Genomic DNA, 17,269 nt, shown 5'->3' on the forward strand with positions numbered 1-17,269 from the left:
CCCCTTTTAAAAACTTAAAAAACGCATTAAAAGATAATGCTTTTTTTAATCTTGTAGTCTACACTTATGGGGTGTAGGTAGAGACTCTTGACCCATGCATTCAAAAATATACAAGATAATACAACATTCATCTAATTTATACCATATTTAGGGCTATTTCACAATAATATTTCTTTTAAATCAAAAATTTAGTAATGTAAGCCCTTTGATAAATAAAAGAGCCATTCTCTTGGCACTTTTAACGTCATCAACAAAAAAATCGTACGCTTGTACGATCTCATTAAAAATTCTAATTTGACATCGCTTCCTTCAGATTGCAATGCCTCATTTATCCTTTTTTTGCTTTATTAACCCCATTTCTTAGGGCACCCTCTTATATGACATATAATACATATTTCTTTTTTCACAAACGAATTCTCATATCGGTGGTTTCATTAAATAGAAACCAATCATTCAAAAGTTTATATTTCTATGTTATATTTTAATTAAGGGTTATTTTTAGAAACATATAATAGAGGGGGTATAGCGAATGACTAATCAACAGCTAAACGAAATAAAAGATTATCTATATCAAAAACTGCCAAAATATTTATCTCATTATTACCATGTACATTCATTTGATGTTGATGAAATTATAAATGAAACACTATACAAATGCGACTTAAAATATCCAGCATTTAGACATGAATCAAAAACTACCACTTGGGCATTTGGTTTCGCTAAATACATAGCGATGAATCACTTTCGCAAGAACATCAGATATCAAAAACACATTCGCATCTTTGAAGACCAACCAGCTTATTCTTTTGACTCACCTCATCAGATAATGTGCAGAAAACAATTATTTTATGATGTGCGTTGGGCATTTCATCAATTGGATTTTCTTCAAAAACAGCTCATCTACTATTATGTAATCAAAAAGACACCAAGACATAAAATATATAAACATTTGAATATCAGCAGAACATATTTTGACAAACTATATCATCAAGCCATTTATGAACTAAAAGATAAATTCATCAAAAAACATTATTTATAATGAAAGCCCCTCTTTTCTAAAAAACTATCTTTTAATCTTGTATATAAGTTACTTTCTTTTTTAAACTTATCCTTCAACAATTCAATAATTTGATGTTCATTTAGCGTTTCCTTTTCAGAAATATCATCTAAAAACTTATGTATGTCTCGTAAATTATCGTTTTTAAACGACATGCAATCAATCTCTCGATTTAATTTATGATAGCAGCTAAACTTATCTTCTTTCTCGTTTTGGTAAACAATACTAAATAACGAAGCTTTTAAATAAGTTCGCATTGTTTCTTGGTTAGAATAGTCTTTAAATATATCTTCATAAATAATTTTATTTTCTATATCTTCTAAGATATCATTATGCACCCCTTCATTGACTAATGATGCAATATTGCTTTTGCTATAAGAAATAATACCGATTATCCTTTTTACGTGATAACACATATCATTAAGGGTACTAAGTGTTCTGACAGTATCTTCTAAAGCCGTTTTATTTAAACGATCAACATCTTCAACAATGAATACCATTTTTTCTCTTAACAATGTTTTTCTGATTTCTTTAAGATAAAAAGTTTGATAGAGTTTTGTCGAATTCTTTCTCAGTAAAATAAGATGCGGCAAAAAGAAACTCGCTGTCGCTATCGCTAAAATTACACTTGCACCGCCAATAAAAAGAGGACCATAGCTATGAAACTGATTGATATTTTTTATAATATCAGCAAAAAACACAGAAATAAGATGAATCTTAAGGTAAGTCAAAATGAAATAAAAGGTTGGGACTAATGTTACTAATTCTAAAAAATAAAACATCATGACTGATCGATCTGGAAAATAAAATGACCTATTTGAATTTTCTGCTACATTCTTAAAAACTAAACTTAGTATATCTTGATCATAATTCTCTGCCCATGGGGACACGACCACTGGTTTAAATCCGGTATTTGAAACGGTTAAGACATCTAAACTGGTTTTCCCGACACCATAACCGCCTTCATGATGTACCCACTTTCTATTCTCTGTAATTTCTTTTAAAAGCAATTTATTTTGAAATAAGTCTAACCCATGTGGATATTGATAACATTTTTTATATATTTTTTTGAAATCAAACTTATTCTTTTTCCAATATTCAAAATCTTGATTTACTGTAGAAGAAAGAACTTTTTTATAACCATCGACATATTTATCCACTATAATAATTTCACCTTTAATATTGACATATTTAATATAGAAGCTTAATAAAAATTTCTTTGATTTTTTATTATCCCTATCTCGATACATTAACAAAACCTGTAATTTAGCTAATCTTTCAACTCCATTATCACTTACCGCTAAATAACAAGATGTTCCTTCTTTAATAGAGTCATAGTTTTTTTCAAAACATACAAAAGGCTGATTTACAATTTTTACTTCTTTATTTAAAGCCCCTTTAGGAAACAGTCTATTTAAGTCAATTTTAAATATACGATAAGCTTTAAATTCAAGAATAGATTCATTTAAGTATATTTTATTGTGTAACAGATCTTTCATATGAAGGTTTAGAAATTCAATTGAAACTGCTTCCGCTAAGTCATTCATATCGTATGGAAAATAAGAAATGACCAGAACTAGCCAAAAGCTGAATAAAAATATCATAAGACTAAAATAGAAAACATGACTAGTAAGCGCAGTTTCTATATAAAATATATGTCCTAAAATGATAATGCTTAAAAATGTAAGCTTAATACCTTTATATGAAGATAAGCTCATTTTTCTATTTACAGTTAGAAATTTTTTTCCTGTTCCAAAGATATTCAAAAAAACTGTAACAATCATTATTGCCAATCCATTAATCATAATTAACACCTGAAAAAATAATGATACTGACTGAAATAACAGATCATCAAGAGTCACTGATTTATATTTAAGTAATACAATTATTCCAAAGAAATATAACAACTCGAACAAGAATAACTTTCCATATTTTATCCATTTGACCATACTAATTGTCATATGATTATATATAAATAACAATATAAATTCGATGGAAAGCGTGCCGCATATGATCAAAACAATTAAATTATTATCGGGATTTCCAAAGCCGTTCCATTTATACCAAATAAAACATGCACATAAAAGTAAAGTAAAAATCAGACAAGAAGCTAATCGAACAAATCTATCTCTTAAATAGTATATTTTTCTCATGTGATGTCCTACATATCTTTTTATAACTTCCACTTTCATCACCTCCCTTGTTTCTTTAATTATAACATCATCCTTACCAATCCACAATTATCAGACAACAACAAAAGAACTGCCATTTTCATGACAGTTCTCATAACTTTGTAAATTCCCATGCACCTGCGGTTTGATTCACCAAACGTTGAATATCCCAATGCATGTCACTTCTTTTAGGACTGTTCGGATCATTTAAGATGATCTGTCCTTTTTCATCAATACCTGTTAACACGATAAAATGTCCGGATGGTGTAAAATCACCAGGGCCGACACTTAGGATCACCAAATGTCCTTGATTTAAGGCATCCAAAATACTTTGAGCATTACCCGAAAGCTGTGTTCCTTGTACCCCAAAGGCACTTGCCCCTTCCGACATTAGTGTCCACATCGTTCCAACATCCTGCACATAATAGCCATTATCATATGCAAATTGTGCAACTAAGCGTGGATTAATGTCACGATTACCTGTGAGTGCTGAGATCACCATTGCTAATGAAGTAGGACCGCAAGCATTCAACCCCATCATCTCATCCGCATAATAGTCGTATCCCCAACGCGCATCCCATTGAATAAACAAAGGGACTTCTCTCTTAAAATCTTGTTCCGTTAATACAATTTCATCAAAATGCTGTCGATTTGGATAATTATACACATAATCAATTTCTTCTTCGTAGACAAGAAGTACGGATACCAAAGCACGCGGATAATTTTTCAGATTATAAATAATCTCATGAACTTTTTTATTATCCGGATATAACTCATTTAATTGTATAGCTAATGGATCTGTTAATCCAATCGATTTTTTCTGTTTCATAAAAATACCGGATTGCAACAAATAAGCGCTCCCACCGATTATAATTCCAAAAACAACGATTACCAGCAATAACCTTCTGACTGCACGCTTACTCATTGCATTACCTCCTACCTTATAAATACTATGATACGTCTTTTAATTTCATTCTTCTAAATGATAATGCATATAACACTGCGGTTAATACCCCATAGCCACCAACGACGATCACACTGCTCAGCGCTTTATTTAATACCATCAAACTTCCTGATGATAATGTGATATCAATATCCGTCGGAACGCTTTTAAACAAGTTAGTAAAGACATTGTAAACTTCAATTTGACCTGCTGAACTAGACAACTGCCCGATTAATTGTGTAAATGAATTAAAGATGAGAGCAAATTGATAGTTCAGATCAAACAGATATAAATGCATTTTATCATAAACTCCCAATGATTGTGTAATTGTTCTAGCTATTGGAATGATACCAAAGATTAAGAAACCAATCAATGCCAGAACTAATAATGCCGGAACTTTTTTCTTAAAACAGGTAGAAAGGAAACTTCCGATTGCTCCGGCAATTAGAATCACAAACGCCCCATACAACATGAAAACAAAAGTATATTTTAATAAATAAATCAGAATATCTTGATCGGGCTGAGCTCTTAAAGTAAAGATTCCCAGGACAATCAACAAAGAAATACCAAGATATGTCATCGCTCCTGCCAACATCCCCCCAATTTTGCCGACAACTAATTCATAACGGCTCACCGGTTTTGATAAAAGCAGGCGCAGTGTTCCTTCATGCAGCTCATTGGCAAACAGTCCTGATGAAGTATTCGCAACGATCATCCAGATGCAAAGTCCAGCAATTAAAACAAAGGTCAGCATGCAATACATCACAGCTAAACGCTGTGACAAGTAGACAAAAGTGGGGTTTCTTGTCACGACATCTAAATAGTCTCCGGCAAGTAAATATCCGGCAAAAAGACTAGCTGCCACTACAATCGGCATTGTGACATAGGTAAACATTTTAGAATAGGTCTTATTAAATATGTGCTTCATTTTGTTCTCCCTCCACTAATTGTTTATATAGATTTTCCAAAGTCACTGCCTCTTCCTGCAGTAAGTCTAATGTTAAATGATTGTGGTAAATGAATTCCACTATCGTTTGTTTGCAGAGGTTTTTATCTCCGGCTTTAATTCTGATTTTATCTTTTACTAAAGAACAATCATAGCCTTGTTTTGCTAGATAAGCTTCCATCATTTGGTTATCCGAACAACGAACCAACAATACTTCTTTATTAAAGACTTCCTGTACTTGCGATAATGGCTGGTCTAAAACAATTCTCCCTTTATTAATCATAATCACATGATCGATAATCATTTCCAATTCGGTTAAAACATGAGAACTGATCAGAACCGTCATCTTTTTTTGTGTAACCAAACGTTTCAAAGTATCGATAATTTCCATACGACTGGTTGGATCTAAGTTAGCCGTAGGTTCATCTAATAAAAGAATTTCCGGATCATGGATCATCGCTTGAATCAACCCGACTTTTTTCTTCATCCCAGTCGAAAACTTATTGACCTTCTTAAATAAATGAGCTTCTAAATCAAATTCTTTAATTAATTCTTTAGTTCGCTCAATCGCCTCATCATAAGTTAACCCGGAGAGTGTGCCCATATAAACTAAATACTCTAAACAGTTCATATCGCTGTAAAAAGATGGAAATTCCGGCGAATATCCCATGATTTGCTTTGCTTCCTGCGACCCTAAAGGAAAATTTTTCACCGTACCGGTACCTTGAGAGGGATAAATCAGTCCCATTAACAAGGACATTGTCGTTGATTTCCCAGCCCCATTTGGACCGATAATTCCATAAATTTTCCCGCTTTCTAATGAGAAGGACAGATCATCGATAGCTGTAAAATCACCAAATTTTTTATTCAAATGAGATATTTCAATAATTTTATCCACGTTTAACACCTGCCTTTTTATTTAAACGATATTTAGGATAGAACAACAATCCTGCAATCAATCCTAATACCAATACTAACCCAAAGTTGAAGAAATAGCTTAAAGCATGTCCTTTTTTCACATTAACACGCACGGTTTGATGTGTCGTTTTGCCATAGCCATCATTATAAGATAAGGTTAAGTTATGCTCCCCTTCAAGCAGACGGAAGGTTGCTTCGTTGGCCGCTGTTGTTAGCACTGTTTCACCGCCATCAGAAATAGTCATTTTCCCGCTCTTATCACTTTGCCACTGCAATGTCATATATCCGCCCTTAATCGTTTCCGAGGTATCTCCTAAATTAAAGTCAATCGCATCATCTAACATATAGAGATTTCCTTCATTATTTGAGATCAAAATATGTGTATCAGATATGTTTTTAGCGTATTGAACTCCTGTTGCAAACCCGGCAATCGGACGTTCTTGTTCATAATCATAAATCTGCATGAAGCCATCTAAATTAAACATCACTTTTTTACTTCCTTCAACTCCGATCAATACAAAATCGATAGATATATCCTGTATGACTTCAATTGATTTTATTTCTTCAAAAGTTGTACTGTCTTTGATTGAAAGCATCGTTTTAGAACGATAACTGTTTTCGTCAACAGTTGAAGTGAGATAGGCGACATCTTTCTTTCCGTCACCACTAACATCCTCTAATAATGCGATCTTATGACTATCAGGCTCAATCTTAATAGGAATCATTCCTTCCTGTGCCATAGGTGCCTGCCATGTGTGCTGTCCATATTCCGGATACGTATTATGTGAATCTAATGTTTCACCGGTATTTCCATTAACAATCTCGATATAACCTTCTGGTGTGTTATATACGATATCATCCACACCATCCTGATTATAGTCAACCCCTGGGAATTCAAAAGATTCCCCCCAGTTGTAAACCCCATCTTTCATCAAATCATATTTTGTCTGTAATGTTTTTCCATCAATAACACGATATACTTGATAGTTGTTTGCATTTCTCGCATTGATGATCACATCATGAACACCATCATGATCTAAATCTTCCATTTGCAAGGCTTGAACTTGGTTCTGCAAATCTTTGGCGTAATCTAATTTAATTCCTGATTTCGCATAAGACACATCATATCCCGAAACTTTTGAATAATAAAGATTTGCCTGTGTTTCACCAAATAAAATAAAATCTGCTACGCCATCATTATTGACATCTCCAACTTCAATGATTGACCCCGCCTCATCTGCAGTTTGTGAATACATTGATTTTAGCGTCATTGTTTTCCCGTCAATAATAAAGGTGTCAACTAGTATTTCTTTAATACCATCATTATTCATATCTTTAAAATAACTAATTTTTTCACCTGTTACATAATGGGTATAGGCTTTCCCGAACTCATCAACCCCTTTATCCAAAACCACTGCTTTATTTTCAAGCAATGCCCCATCATTCGCATCCACAATTAAGATATGGCTTGCTTCAACGGTATTATTGCTGCTGCGTTTGTTGACCAGCATCAATAAATGATTTGTTTTTTCATCATATTGAATGGATTCCAAACCATTGGAACAGCCAATAAATTCTTCTGGCAAATCAAAGTTAAATAAAACATCATCTTTATTCCCATTATTTAATTTTTTAATTTTAGTAGTTATTCCACTTTCACTATAACCCACTAACATTCCTTCATTCGTATTCGCTATGATTGAAGCCATAGATAAGTTACCAACATATTCAATAGATTTAAAATCATTAGATATATAGAATGTAACATTGCCTTCACTTTGAACTAAATAGCGATCTTCTGCTTTAATAATCTTGATCTTTTCATCTTTTTCTTTAATCGATGGCGCTTTGATACTTTCTTGCCCTATCATTTGTCCATCTTCTAAAGAATAAATATTTATTTTCAATTCCCCTTTTTTACTATAACTTGGCGCTATGATAACGTCTTGATCTTGATAAGTAGAAAGGATCGCATTTGAAGATTTCAAATTATATTGTTCAAATGTAAATGTTTGGGTGATTTGATTTGTCTCTTGATCATAAATACCCAGAGCCGGAAGAATCACTTGTTGTTCTCCTCTGCTCATCATTCCCCCATCGGACTTAAATGTCTGTGCTTTTTCATGGCCTAAGAAACCACTAATTAAAAGTGTATGGTCTTTTATCGGTTCGATCGTATACCCCATAAATCCATTAGTTGTTATTCCATTTGGAAATACAGTCGGACGATATTGACTGTCATATCCCGAATTAGAAGATAACTGACGGATTAACTGTTCCTCACTGATCATCCCTAAATCAACCGAGTTTATAAAATCACCTGTATCTTTGTTTAATTGTACAAGCGTACCGTTTTCCGCAGTAACAAAAAGTGAATCATTTACTAAATAGAGATCCCAAACATTTAATTGAACGGCACTTGTACGATTGGGGTCCATTGTCGGAACTTGCAGTGTTCCTGTTAACTGCACAGACCACTGCACTTTACCAGTACTGCGATCCAACAGTTTCACCATACCGGTTTGGCATGTAAAAGCAAGTCCATTATCCCCTACCGGTATCATTTTCCAAATATTATCTTTGTCTTCATAATCAAAGATTTGATTGCCTTCTAAATCTAAACAAATAATATGGTAATCATATAAAATATAGATACGTCCCTCTTTATATAACAACTGCAGAACTTTTGAGTTTTCTTCAAATTGTCCTTTTCCTTGTTCTGTATTTAGATGATGATAATTCTTAGAAAATAAAACCTTAGAGTCTTCACTGCTGATTAATGCTACATTATCTTGTCCGTTAGGGCTATCCATGTAAACAAGAATATCATTTTGTCCGCCTTGGTTCACATCGTTAACGATTTCATAGTCTTTTACTGGATAGCTCGTGGTTACTTTAAACTGATCATTTCCGATAATACTTAACCCTTCACTGGTTGCAAGCATATACCCGGATAAGCTTTCACTTATATTCACATATTTGGTAGAGCTTGTGCTCTTGGCATCTAATCCATCACTATAAGGCGTTAGTGAGGATGATGACTGACCGTGGATTGGGCTAAGTGTACTGACTGCCACCATCAACATGGTCATGATAATTGATAATCGTTTTTTCATAATCTTCCCTCCGCCCATATCCTAACATGAAAAAAACATAAAAAACCGTATTTAAGAGAATCTTAAGAAATATTAAAAATTTCTTTTTCAGATATTTAAAAAGTAATTGTAGATTTCCATTTTTCATAAGGGATTTTATCTTATTTGACCTAAAAATGACTGAAAGTGCAATTGACTTTAGAGCCTCTTTACTTTATACTAAGTCTAGGTAATTACGGTTGCCTTAAAGATGCATGAATAGTTATTGTATTCATACGGAAATTGAAATCATAATCAAATGAAAGGAGTTTATTAAAACATGATTTATTCACATGAAGTAGAACAAATGTGCAGTGTTAAAATTGGCGCTTCACACGGATGTGCTCCAATTCCAGAAGAAGGAAGATGGGTATATTCAAAAGAAATTAAAGACATCAGCGGTTTGACACATGGTATCGGTTGGTGTGCACCTCAGCAAGGGGCTTGTAAATTAACTTTAAATGTTAAAGAAGGAATCATTGAAGAAGCATTGATCGAAACGATCGGATGTTCAGGAATGACTCACTCTGCAGCAATGGCTTCTGAAGCTTTAGTTGGTAAAACTTTATTAGAAGGTTTAAACACTGACTTAGTTTGTGACGCTATTAATACTGCAATGAGAGAATTGTTCTTACAAATCGTTTACGGACGTACTCAATCTGCTTTCTCAGAAGGTGGATTACCTATCGGTGCCGGACTTGAAGATTTAGGTAAAGGTTTAAGAAGTATGACTGGTACATCTTACGCTACTAAATTAAAAGGACCTAGATACTTAGAATTAACTGAAGGTTACATTAACAAAATCGCTTTAGATGCTAATGGGGAAATCATCGGTTATGAATTCATCAACTTAGGTAGAATGATGGATATGATTAAAGCTGGAAAAGATGCTAATGAAGCAATGGCTGAAGCTACTGGAACTTACGGTAGATTTGATGAAGCTGCTAAGTACATCGATCCAAGAAAGGAATAATAGGGGGTACAAACAATGGCATTATTTGAAAGTTATGAAAGAAGAATTGATCAAATTAACGCTGCATTAGCTAAATTTGATATCAAATCTATCGAAGAAGCAAAAGCTATCTGCGATGAAAAAGGAATTAATGTTTACGATATCGTAAAATCAACTCAGCCAATCTGTTTTGAAAATGCTTGTTGGGCTTACACTGTAGGTGCTGCAATGGCAATTAAAAACGGTGACGTAAAAGCTGTAGATGCCGCTAAAACAATCGGTATTGGGTTACAATCATTCTGTATTCCAGGATCTGTAGCTGATGATCGTAAAGTTGGTTTAGGACATGGTAACTTAGGTTCAATGTTATTAGATGAAAACACAGAATGTTTTGCTTTCTTAGCCGGACATGAATCTTTCGCTGCTGCTGAAGGAGCTATCAAGATCGCTGAAAAAGCTAACAAAGTTAGAACTAAACCATTAAGAGTTATCTTAAACGGTTTAGGTAAAGATGCTGCTAAGATCATCTCAAGAATCAATGGATTCACTTATGTAGAAACTCAATTTGATTATTTCACAGGAGAAGTAAAAGTTCTTTCTACAACTGCTTACTCTGATGGACCAAGAGCTAAAGTAAACTGCTATGGTGCTGATGATGTTCGTGAAGGGGTAGCAATCATGCATCGTGAAGGTGTAGACGTATCAATCACTGGTAACTCTACAAACCCTACTCGTTTCCAACATCCTGTTGCTGGTACATATAAAAAAGAATGTATCGAACAAGGTAAAAAATATTTCTCAGTTGCTTCTGGTGGTGGTACTGGACGTACATTACACCCAGATAATATGGGAGCCGGACCTGCTTCTTATGGTATGACGGATACTATGGGACGTATGCATTCAGATGCTCAATTCGCTGGTTCTTCATCAGTTCCTGCTCACGTAGAAATGATGGGATTAATCGGTATGGGTAACAACCCAATGGTTGGAGCAACTGTTGCTGTAGCTGTAGCAATCGAAGAAGCTTGTAAATAATTACAGTTTTATATCAAAATATGAAAAGTTCTGATTTTATGTCAGAACTTTTTTGATTCAGTTTCACAATAATTATTTTTAAATTCCAGTCATTCTTCATAGTAAACATTGTTATATAACATTAAATTAGTGTTTTTTCAGAAAACACAAATAAAAACATACTCTTCTAACTGAAAAGTTTTGTATTTTCTAAATTAAATAAACCGTATTAAACACTATTTTAATTGTAATTTATATATTCTTTTCAATCATCACTCTTTTTAAATTTATACTTCTCCTTTTTATATTTCAAAAAAATAAAAATACACTCCGATAAGAGCGTATTTAAAGTATAGCGTCCTTTAATAATTCTATATAAGGATGCTTCGAAGCAGTAAAATCCTTGCTGTTTAAACATTCGATTTGTTCTCCATCAAATAAGACCATTGTACGATCACAAAACCGTTGCACAATCGAAAGATCATGAGAAATAAACACAAGTGTCAGTTGATTTTCAATCTGTAGTTTTTTCATTAATGTCAGGATTTCATCTTGCACGATTACATCTAAAGCACTTGTCATTTCATCACAGACTATTAGTTTAGGAGATAAAGATAATGTCCTTGCGATAACGATTCTTTGCAGTTGTCCCCCACTTAACTGATGCGGATATTTATTCAAACAACTTTGATCTAAACCGACTTGTTTTAGATAATGTTCAATCTGGATTAAAGCTTCTTTTTTAGGACAAAGTTTAAAGTTCACATAAGGTTCCAACAAGAACTTTATGATCTTTTTACGTGGTGAAAAAGCACTGATAGGATCTTGAAAAATATATTGAATTTCTTTTCGGATCGGATAAATACTGCGGTCACTAAATTGGATTTTATTCCCTTGATAGTATACTTCCCCTTGAGTCGGTTTATCAATTAAGGAAATGATTTTTCCAAGTGTGCTTTTGCCACAGCCACTCTGCCCTACAATCCCTAAACATTCGCCATGATAAATAGTCAGATTCACATGTTTCAAAGCTTCATTTTTTTCACTATTATTTATATACACTTGAGAGACATCTTTTAGAGAGAAAATCGGTTCATCCATGGTAATGTTCCTCCTTTTTCGTCACCTCTAAAAGAAGTTTAGTATAGGGATGCTGGGGAGAATAAATGATTTGATCACGCGTACCAAATTCGACAATGCCACCATGATTCATCACTGCAATATAATCCGCTAAATATTGGGCTACTGCCATATTATGAGTGACGATCATGATAGTCATTTCTTCCCTTTCCTTGATCATACGAAATTCTTCTAAAATCTGTTTTTGACTCACAACATCTAATGCACTTGTCGGTTCATCGGCTAAAAGAAGCTTTGGTTTCAAACTTAATGCCATTGCAATTGCCACTCGCTGTGCCATTCCTCCGGATAACTCAAAAGGATATTTCCCTAAGACAGAATCAGGACTAAGCAAAGAGACTTGACGCATTTGTTTTTGTGCTGTCTCTAAAGCCGTATTTTTATCCATATTAAAATGTTTAGATAAAATTTCAAGGTATTGATCCTTTATCTTTTTTCGCGGATCAAAATACTGACTTGCATTTTGAAAGATCATTCCAATCTCTCTGCCCCGAATCGATTGCCACGAATGTGTATTTAATGATAACAGTTCCTGTCCCTCAAAAAGAATCCGACCATTTTGAACGACTGCATCTTTTCCCAATAACTGCATCGTTAATTTAAGCAAGGTTGATTTCCCTGAGCCGCTCTGCCCTACAATCGCTACGGTTTTATTCTTAGGAATGGTCAAACAAATATCTTTTAAAACAGGCTGATCCTGATAATATAGATCAATATGATGATATTCAACTAGATTAATCATTTTGAACACGGATATCCTTTGTCACCATATAATAATCAACCGGATGCTGATTTGCACCTTTAACCTTAGAGGAAGTAATGGTATTTAATGGCAGATAAGATACATATAAGCTTACCGCGTCTTCTAATAAAATTTCAGAAATCTCTTTAGAAAGTTCCTGACGTTCTTTAATATCGAATGTTCCGGCTAATGTCAATATCATCTGATCAACAGTTGGATTAGTATAGCGAGCAATATTTTCCTTTGCACCACTTCGGTAATGAAATTGTAAGAATACTTCAGGATCACCGGTTGGAGCGGTTGAATCATTTGCTGAACACATATCGAATGTTCCAGATGCTTTTATATCAGCTAAGTTTTCTACTTGATTGATATGGATAGAAATCCCAATTTCTTTTGCTTCATTTTGAATCGATTGCGCAATAATACTAGCATCACTTGATCCATGATCTGCGCTTTCATAATATTCGATTACAATGTTTCGCCCATTTATTTCACGTATACCGTCCCCGTTGCTATCTACATAACCTGCCTGATCCAATAGACGTATCGCTTCCTTAGGGTTGTAATCATAAGCATTGGTTATTCCTTCCCCATAAGGCAATGCACTTGAATATAAACCTAATGCCTCTTTTCCTCCTGTTAACTGGACAATGCTATGACGATCAATCGCATACGACAATGCCTGACGTAAAGTTTGGTCAGATAAAAATTGAGATGTATTATTCATATAGACCACGTTGCATCGTGGACCCAACACCTGTGACACTGTGTACTTTGATTCATCACTAAATAAAGAAAGATTTGAATAATCGATGGTTGTCACTAAATCTACCTCACCAGACTGCAACGCTAAAACACGTGAATCAGAATCCGCTACTTGTGTAAAATGTACAGTTTCCAGTCCCACCTGGCCATCCCAGTAATTTTTATTCGCTGAAGAGTCAATCGTTGTTTCAGGTACAAACTGATCAATTACAAAAGCACCGGTACAGCTAGGTGAAGTTTGTATCTTATCTTCATTTTCAGAGGCATCATAAATCGTAAACAAGGGTTCACATAAATTATTAATGACGGCTCCGCTTGCTGTGTTTAAATATACAGTAACATTTTGTCCTGACGCTTCCACATGACTTAAGTCAAAATAATCTTTAGCCCGAGCGTTTTTCGTAAAGGCTCTTTCAATACAGGATTTCACGCTTTCACCATCCACAACGTTGCCATTAGAAAATCGAATCCCCTCTCGAATATGAAATTGCCAAGTGGTGTCATCTACCTGTTGATAGCTGTCTGCCAGCCATGGTTCCACTTCAAATGCTTCATTTAAACGAAATAAGGTTTCCCCTACGCCTATACGGCTTAACACCCAACCATCATAATCATTTGTAGGATCTAAGGATGTACTGATCCAAAACATCGCTGCATTCAAATGATTCGGCTGAGGATTGTTTTTTTGCCCAGCTTGACATCCCAGTAACGATAAACTAAGTAATAAACAGAATAAACAATGTCTGATTTTTTTCATAATTCCTCCTATGATTGTTTAGGATCTAGTTTATCACGTAAACTATCTCCCAATAAATTAAAGATGATCACACTGATCAATATCACTAACCCCGGATACACCATCATCCATGGGGCAGTCTGCATAAATTGTTTACTTTCAAAAAGCATATATCCCCATTCCGGTTGGGGAGGCTGACTTGCTAATCCTAAAAAGCTAAGTCCTGCTAGAGAAATCATCATGGAACCAATATCTAAGGTGGCATGAATCAAGATTTGCGGAAATACATTTGGCAAGATATAAGCCCAGATGATCTTAAACGGTTTTGCCCCTGATAGTTTAGCGGCAATGATAAAATCCTGATGCATGATAGACGAAACCAAAGTTCTTGTAAGTCTTGCATACTTCGTCCACCATATTAGAGCTAAAGCAAAAACAGTATGAAATAGTCCCGCGCCTAATATTCCAGCCACTGCAATCGCAAAGATCGTATCAGGAAAAGCCAATAACACATCTGCAAATCGCATTAAAACATGATCAATCATGCCTTTTTTATAACCGGCAATCAAGCCTAGAGTGACACCAACAAATACAATGATAATCAGCATTATAAAAGTTAATGAAAAAGACGATCTTGCTCCACATAATATCCTTGAAAGGATATCTCGTCCTAGTTTATCTGTACCAAACCAATGTGCACGGCTGGGCGGCTGTAATGACAAAGCATAATTCACTTCTAATGGATCATACGGGGCTAAGTATTTTCCAAATAAAGCAACTAATAATAATCCCCCTGCCAGAGAGGATAATATAATAATTTTGATCGTTGTCCAGTTTTTTATCTTTTTCATAATCGTTCCCCCTTGCTTAAACGCATTTTAGGATTCATCATGAAACAAAGCAGATCAACAATGAGATTAACGAAAACATAAATGATTGCCATCCAAACGACATACCCTTGTATAATTGGATAGTCTCGGACACGAATCGCTTCTACGATCATACTGCCAATCCCTTGATAGGAAAAAATTGTTTCTACAATAGCCGTACCTCCCAATAAATGTCCAATCGATAAGCCCAATAATGTCACAATAGAAGAAAAAGCATTTGGTAAGACATGTTTAACAATGATGTCCCATTGACTTAATCCCCTAGACACAGCACCGACAACATAGTCTTTACTAAGTTCCTCTAAGATGGCCGTTCGGATTTGACGTATATAGGAACCCATTAACGGCAATGACAGAGTAATCATCGGCAATATCATTCCTTTAAGATCCGTACCGCTAATAACATTAAAAATTCCTAACTTTACCGAAAAAATATAGATAAGCAATAACCCTAACCAAAAATTAGGAATAGAGATACTAAAAAAAGTTAAAAAGCGAATGAAATAATCGATAGCTCTATTTTGATAAATCGCTGTAAAAATACCTAAAGGAATGGATATTACCACAACAATACTTAAGGATAAAAAAGCAAGTTTTAATGTATTGGGCAGTTTTCGGCTCATCTGTTCAATAACGCTGTTGCCATAATGATAGGATTCCCCAAGGTTTCCATGCATGGCTTCATCCAACCAATGAACATAACGTTCAATCACCGGCTTATCCAATCCCATTTCTTTACGAGTAGTTTCTAAAGTTTCACTTGATGGTGTCATTCCTCTTGATAGATAATACATCTCTGCACTATCACTAGGGGCTAAATCCGTAACTAAAAAAGTTAAAAAAGTAACGCCTAATAATACAAAGATTAAGGAAAACAGTCTTTTAATAATATAGCTTTTCATTATTTAATAACGTGTATCAAAAAGCTGCGAATCATTGTTTTTCCCAACGAATTTATCTCTTTATTTAGAATATCCCATTCTATAGAACTAACCCCTAATTGTTTAAATACTTCTTCATCCCAGTAAGGACGCAAATGCTTAGATAATTCTAAATGTTCAGCAATTCCGTCAATTTTAGATACATCAATCCCTTCCATATGTTGATGTTCACGATGCATTTTTCGATTGTAATCCTCATCTGTATAATGATAATAGTAATTTCCATCATAATTTAATAAATGCCCGCTAGGTTTTAGCACCCTTAACATTTCTTGATAAGCAATCATGGGTTGTTCCAGATTCCAGGTGACATTACGGGTAATGATCAAATCAAAACTTTGATCTTGAAACATCAACTGATGAGCATCCATTTTCTTAAAATCAATACTTGTCTTATATTTTTCAGCGTTTGCTTTTGCTTCCTGCAACATCTTGTCACTATAATCAATCGCCGTTACCCGACACCCGATTTGAGACAACAAGATCGAAAAGAAGCCCGGTCCGCAGCCTAAATCTAAAACATGCCATTCTTTTTTGATCGAAACATAGCGTTCGATCAGCTGAAGCCATTTCGTTGCTTGTCCACTTTCCAATTCCGCTTGATTATCCAAAGAATAGCCTCTGGCACGAGTATCCCAATAATCGGATATATCTTCTAAATATTTTGTCATATGACCTCTCCTATTTTAAAATTTCTTACTCCCATCATTCATTTCCAACACAAAAAGTCTAGGATAATAACGTTGCCCTAGATATTCAATGTAAGATTTTATTCCTTTTTAATAAATTCATATTGTCCTTTCCACAGTTATGTCTATAACTCTTCATACACTTCAATGTGTTGGGACTTCTGCTTTTTTTCTTTATTATCTTTATAACTTCTGTCTTTATGAAAACATTCTTATTTTCATTCGATC

14 protein-coding genes and 1 riboswitch are annotated in these 17,269 nt (G+C 34.4%); of the genes, 3 read left to right on the forward strand and 11 right to left on the reverse strand.

Annotated features, from left to right (window positions below; genetic code table 11):
- Nucleotides 1–34 precede the first annotated feature (34 nt).
- Nucleotides 35–134, reverse strand: a riboswitch (purine riboswitch).
- Between the two features lie 395 nt (nucleotides 135–529).
- Nucleotides 530–1,039, forward strand: coding sequence for an RNA polymerase sigma factor (locus tag BN1225_RS09420; protein WP_041139539.1), 510 nt, complete (start codon nucleotides 530–532; stop codon nucleotides 1,037–1,039).
- On the opposite strand, the gene BN1225_RS09425 is transcribed toward BN1225_RS09420, so the two are convergent.
- The 5 genes from BN1225_RS09425 to BN1225_RS09445 form a co-directional block, all read right to left on the reverse strand.
- The gene (locus BN1225_RS09425) at nucleotides 1,030–3,243 is read right to left on the reverse strand and encodes a P-loop NTPase fold protein (RefSeq protein WP_147585201.1); all 2,214 of its coding nucleotides are present in this window, start codon (nucleotides 3,241–3,243) and stop codon (nucleotides 1,030–1,032) included. The two genes, BN1225_RS09420 and BN1225_RS09425, sit on opposite strands and share 10 nt — an antisense overlap.
- A gap of 97 nt (nucleotides 3,244–3,340) precedes the next feature.
- A complete protein-coding gene (locus BN1225_RS09430; RefSeq protein ID WP_052466535.1) occupies nucleotides 3,341–4,153 on the reverse strand; it encodes a C39 family peptidase in 813 nt (270 codons plus the stop codon).
- A 25-nt stretch (nucleotides 4,154–4,178) separates the two neighbouring features.
- Nucleotides 4,179–5,099 (reverse strand): ABC transporter permease, encoded by a 921-nt coding sequence (locus tag BN1225_RS09435; protein WP_041139541.1) that lies wholly within the window; start codon nucleotides 5,097–5,099, stop codon nucleotides 4,179–4,181.
- The gene (locus tag BN1225_RS09440) at nucleotides 5,083–6,015 is read right to left on the reverse strand and encodes an ABC transporter ATP-binding protein (protein WP_041139542.1); all 933 of its coding nucleotides are present in this window, start codon (nucleotides 6,013–6,015) and stop codon (nucleotides 5,083–5,085) included. The genes BN1225_RS09435 and BN1225_RS09440 overlap by 17 nt, the downstream gene beginning before the upstream one ends.
- Nucleotides 6,008–9,151 (reverse strand): FG-GAP repeat domain-containing protein, encoded by a 3,144-nt coding sequence (locus BN1225_RS09445; protein ID WP_041139543.1) that lies wholly within the window; start codon nucleotides 9,149–9,151, stop codon nucleotides 6,008–6,010. Before BN1225_RS09445 ends, BN1225_RS09440 begins: the two co-directional genes overlap by 8 nt.
- Before the next feature lie 298 nt (nucleotides 9,152–9,449).
- Here BN1225_RS09445 and BN1225_RS09450 point away from each other — a divergent pair, with 298 nt between their 5' ends.
- Together BN1225_RS09450 and BN1225_RS09455 are read left to right on the forward strand one after the other, a co-directional pair.
- Nucleotides 9,450–10,142, forward strand: coding sequence for an iron-sulfur cluster assembly scaffold protein (locus BN1225_RS09450; RefSeq protein WP_041139544.1), 693 nt, complete (start codon nucleotides 9,450–9,452; stop codon nucleotides 10,140–10,142).
- 15 nt (nucleotides 10,143–10,157) lie between these two features.
- Nucleotides 10,158–11,156: a GGGtGRT protein gene (locus BN1225_RS09455; protein ID WP_041139545.1), complete on the forward strand. Its 999-nt coding sequence runs from the start codon at nucleotides 10,158–10,160 to the stop codon at nucleotides 11,154–11,156.
- A 324-nt stretch (nucleotides 11,157–11,480) separates the two neighbouring features.
- Here BN1225_RS09455 and BN1225_RS09460 read toward each other — a convergent pair whose 3' ends face one another.
- From BN1225_RS09460 to BN1225_RS09485, 6 genes are read right to left on the reverse strand one after another with little or no spacing between them, the layout of a single operon-like run.
- Nucleotides 11,481–12,236, reverse strand: coding sequence for an ABC transporter ATP-binding protein (locus tag BN1225_RS09460; protein WP_052466537.1), 756 nt, complete (start codon nucleotides 12,234–12,236; stop codon nucleotides 11,481–11,483).
- Entirely contained in the window at nucleotides 12,229–13,017 is a 789-nt protein-coding gene (locus BN1225_RS09465; RefSeq protein ID WP_052466538.1) for an ABC transporter ATP-binding protein, read from the reverse strand. Before BN1225_RS09465 ends, BN1225_RS09460 begins: the two co-directional genes overlap by 8 nt.
- Nucleotides 13,010–14,542 (reverse strand): ABC transporter substrate-binding protein, encoded by a 1,533-nt coding sequence (locus BN1225_RS09470; protein WP_041139546.1) that lies wholly within the window; start codon nucleotides 14,540–14,542, stop codon nucleotides 13,010–13,012. Before BN1225_RS09470 ends, BN1225_RS09465 begins: the two co-directional genes overlap by 8 nt.
- 8 nt (nucleotides 14,543–14,550) lie before the next feature.
- Nucleotides 14,551–15,372 (reverse strand): nickel transporter permease, encoded by an 822-nt coding sequence (gene nikC, locus BN1225_RS09475; RefSeq protein WP_041139547.1) that lies wholly within the window; start codon nucleotides 15,370–15,372, stop codon nucleotides 14,551–14,553.
- Entirely contained in the window at nucleotides 15,369–16,313 is a 945-nt protein-coding gene (gene nikB / locus BN1225_RS09480; RefSeq protein WP_041139548.1) for a nickel ABC transporter permease, read from the reverse strand. The genes nikC and nikB overlap by 4 nt, the downstream gene beginning before the upstream one ends.
- Nucleotides 16,313–17,023, reverse strand: a complete 711-nt coding sequence (locus BN1225_RS09485; protein ID WP_041139549.1) for a class I SAM-dependent methyltransferase — start codon at nucleotides 17,021–17,023, stop codon at nucleotides 16,313–16,315. Before BN1225_RS09485 ends, nikB begins: the two co-directional genes overlap by 1 nt.
- Nucleotides 17,024–17,269: the final 246 nt, after the last annotated feature.

The organism is Beduini massiliensis, from assembly GCF_000829905.1.
In the GTDB taxonomy this organism is placed as follows: Bacteria; Bacillota_I; Bacilli_A; order Erysipelotrichales; family Coprobacillaceae; genus Beduini; species Beduini massiliensis.

Bases quoted from the DNA above. Each gene is read 5' to 3' on its own strand.
- BN1225_RS09485 (WP_041139549.1), bottom strand. From the start codon at position 17,023: ATGACAAAATATTTAGAAGATATATCCGATTATTGGGATACTCGTGCC.
- BN1225_RS09455 (WP_041139545.1), top strand. From the start codon at position 10,158: ATGGCATTATTTGAAAGTTATGAAAGAAGAATTGATCAAATTAACGCT.
- BN1225_RS09470 (WP_041139546.1), bottom strand. From the start codon at position 14,542: ATGAAAAAAATCAGACATTGTTTATTCTGTTTATTACTTAGTTTATCG.
- nikB (WP_041139548.1), bottom strand. From the start codon at position 16,313: ATGAAAAGCTATATTATTAAAAGACTGTTTTCCTTAATCTTTGTATTA.
- BN1225_RS09420 (WP_041139539.1), top strand. From the start codon at position 530: ATGACTAATCAACAGCTAAACGAAATAAAAGATTATCTATATCAAAAA.
- BN1225_RS09435 (WP_041139541.1), bottom strand. From the start codon at position 5,099: ATGAAGCACATATTTAATAAGACCTATTCTAAAATGTTTACCTATGTC.
- BN1225_RS09445 (WP_041139543.1), bottom strand. From the start codon at position 9,151: ATGAAAAAACGATTATCAATTATCATGACCATGTTGATGGTGGCAGTC.
- BN1225_RS09450 (WP_041139544.1), top strand. From the start codon at position 9,450: ATGATTTATTCACATGAAGTAGAACAAATGTGCAGTGTTAAAATTGGC.
- BN1225_RS09430 (WP_052466535.1), bottom strand. From the start codon at position 4,153: ATGAGTAAGCGTGCAGTCAGAAGGTTATTGCTGGTAATCGTTGTTTTT.
- nikC (WP_041139547.1), bottom strand. From the start codon at position 15,372: ATGAAAAAGATAAAAAACTGGACAACGATCAAAATTATTATATTATCC.
- BN1225_RS09465 (WP_052466538.1), bottom strand. From the start codon at position 13,017: ATGATTAATCTAGTTGAATATCATCATATTGATCTATATTATCAGGAT.
- BN1225_RS09460 (WP_052466537.1), bottom strand. From the start codon at position 12,236: ATGGATGAACCGATTTTCTCTCTAAAAGATGTCTCTCAAGTGTATATA.